Below are 2030 nucleotides of genomic sequence, written 5' to 3' on the forward strand. Positions count from 1 at the left end.
CTGAAAGTCGCATCTACTAATAGACGACCAATTGGACGCTCATCTTCTTCGCTATGAATACGAGATGAAGCTGGAACATAACCGCGACCTGATTCAATTTTAATACGCATGCTGATTTCAGCATTGCCTGTTAAATTACAGATCACATGTTCTGGGTTGACTATCTCTACATCACCATCATGAATGATGTCGCCTGCAGTAACAGGACCAGCGCCAGATTTAGTTAAACTAACTAAAACTTCATTTTTACCTTCAAGCTTTACAGCTAGACCTTTAAGGTTAAGAAGAATCTCTAGGATATCTTCTTGAACGCCTTCTTTTGTGCTGTACTCATGTTGTACACCATCAATTTCGACTTCTGTCACCGCCGTTCCCGGCATAGATGATAACAAAATACGACGAAGAGCATTACCCAAAGTATGGCCAAAGCCACGCTCTAGTGGCTCAAGAACCACTTTTGCTCTAGTTGTTGAAACTTGTTCGATATCAACTAATCTTGGTTTTAGAAAATCAATTACAGAACCCTGCATTTGTGCCCTCTCTTAACAGTTAACTTTACTTAGAGTAAAGCTCGATGATTAACTGTTCGTTAATCTCAGCAGATAAATCTGAACGTTCAGGTTGACGCTTAAATTCGCCTTCCATCTTCGTTGTATCAACTTCTACCCAAGCTAGGGCTTCACGTTGACCAGCGATTTCTAATGCAGCGCCAATACGTGATTGCTTTTTAGCTTTTTCACGGATCGCGATAACGTCGCTAGGTTTAACGTTGAATGAAGGGATATTTACAACTTTACCGTTCACTAGAATAGCTTTATGGCTAACTAGTTGACGTGATTCAGCACGTGTTGCGCCAAAGCCCATGCGGTATACAACATTGTCTAAACGACCTTCAAGAAGTTGAAGTAAGTTTTCGCCAGTGTTGCCCTGTAAACGAGCAGCTTCTTTATAGTAGTTACGGAATTGCTTTTCTAATACACCGTACATACGACGTACTTTTTGCTTTTCACGTAATTGTAAACCGTAGTCTGATAGACGTGGTTTACGTGCACCGTGTACACCTGGTGCATTTTCGATCTTACACTTAGAATCGATCGCGCGGACACCTGATTTTAAGAATAAATCAGTTCCTTCACGACGGCTAAGCTTAAGCTTAGGACCTAAATATCTTGCCATTGTTCTTTCTCCAATTACCTTAGAAAGTTGCGATTAAACGCGACGTTTCTTTGGTGGACGACAACCATTATGAGGGATCGGTGTAACGTCAGTAATATTAGTTACACGGAAACCCGCCGCGTTTAGTGCGCGAATCGAAGATTCACGACCAGGTCCTGGTCCATTTACAAAAACTTCAACGTTTTTAAGACCGTACTCTTTAGCTGCTTCAGCAGCACGTTCAGCAGCAACTTGTGCAGCGAACGGAGTAGATTTACGAGAACCACGGAAACCAGAACCACCTGCAGTAGCCCAAGAAAGAGCATTACCTTGACGGTCTGTAATAGTTACGATTGTGTTGTTGAAAGAAGCATGGATGTGAGCCATACCATCAGCAACTTGCTTTTTAACGCGCTTGCGAGCACGAGTTGGTGTTTTAGCCATTATCTCTTACCCTATTTCTTAATTGCTTTACGCGGACCTTTACGAGTACGAGCATTCGTTTTAGAACGCTGTCCACGTAGAGGTAAGCTGCGACGGTGACGAAGTCCACGGTAACAACCAAGGTCCATAAGACGCTTGATGCTCATAGATACTTCACGACGTAAATCACCTTCAACGGCGAATTTAGCTACTTCTGTACGAAGAGCTTCGATTTGTGTTTCATCCAGATCTTTAAGCTTAGTAGTTTCAGCTACGCCTGACTGTGCACAAATAATTTGTGAACGAGTCTTGCCGATGCCAAAAATAGCAGTTAATGCGATAACTGCATGCTTATGATCAGGAACGTTAATGCCAGCGATACGGGCCACTATGCACTCCTTAAAGTTAACGATTCATTTGTGAAAAGCCCGGTAGGATACTCGACAAATGAT

The 2030-nt window shown here is 42.6% G+C and carries 4 protein-coding genes; all 4 read right to left on the reverse strand.

The window, feature by feature from the left end:
- Positions 1-530 (reverse strand): DNA-directed RNA polymerase subunit alpha (locus V5290_RS17120; RefSeq protein ID WP_333388682.1); only part of this gene is annotated, 530 nt, incomplete at its 3' end.
- Positions 531-555: 25 nt separating this feature from the next.
- Positions 556-1176, reverse strand: coding sequence for a 30S ribosomal protein S4 (gene rpsD, locus V5290_RS17125; protein ID WP_028869289.1), 621 nt, complete (start codon positions 1174-1176; stop codon positions 556-558).
- 33 nt (positions 1177-1209) lie between these two features.
- The gene (gene rpsK, locus V5290_RS17130) at positions 1210-1599 is read right to left on the reverse strand and encodes a 30S ribosomal protein S11 (protein WP_019613697.1); all 390 of its coding nucleotides are present in this window, start codon (positions 1597-1599) and stop codon (positions 1210-1212) included.
- Between the two features lie 11 nt (positions 1600-1610).
- Entirely contained in the window at positions 1611-1967 is a 357-nt protein-coding gene (gene rpsM / locus V5290_RS17135; RefSeq protein WP_333388689.1) for a 30S ribosomal protein S13, read from the reverse strand.
- Positions 1968-2030 lie beyond the last annotated feature (63 nt).

This window comes from Psychromonas arctica, assembly GCF_036697365.1.
Lineage (GTDB): Bacteria > Pseudomonadota > Gammaproteobacteria > Enterobacterales > Psychromonadaceae > Psychromonas > Psychromonas arctica_A.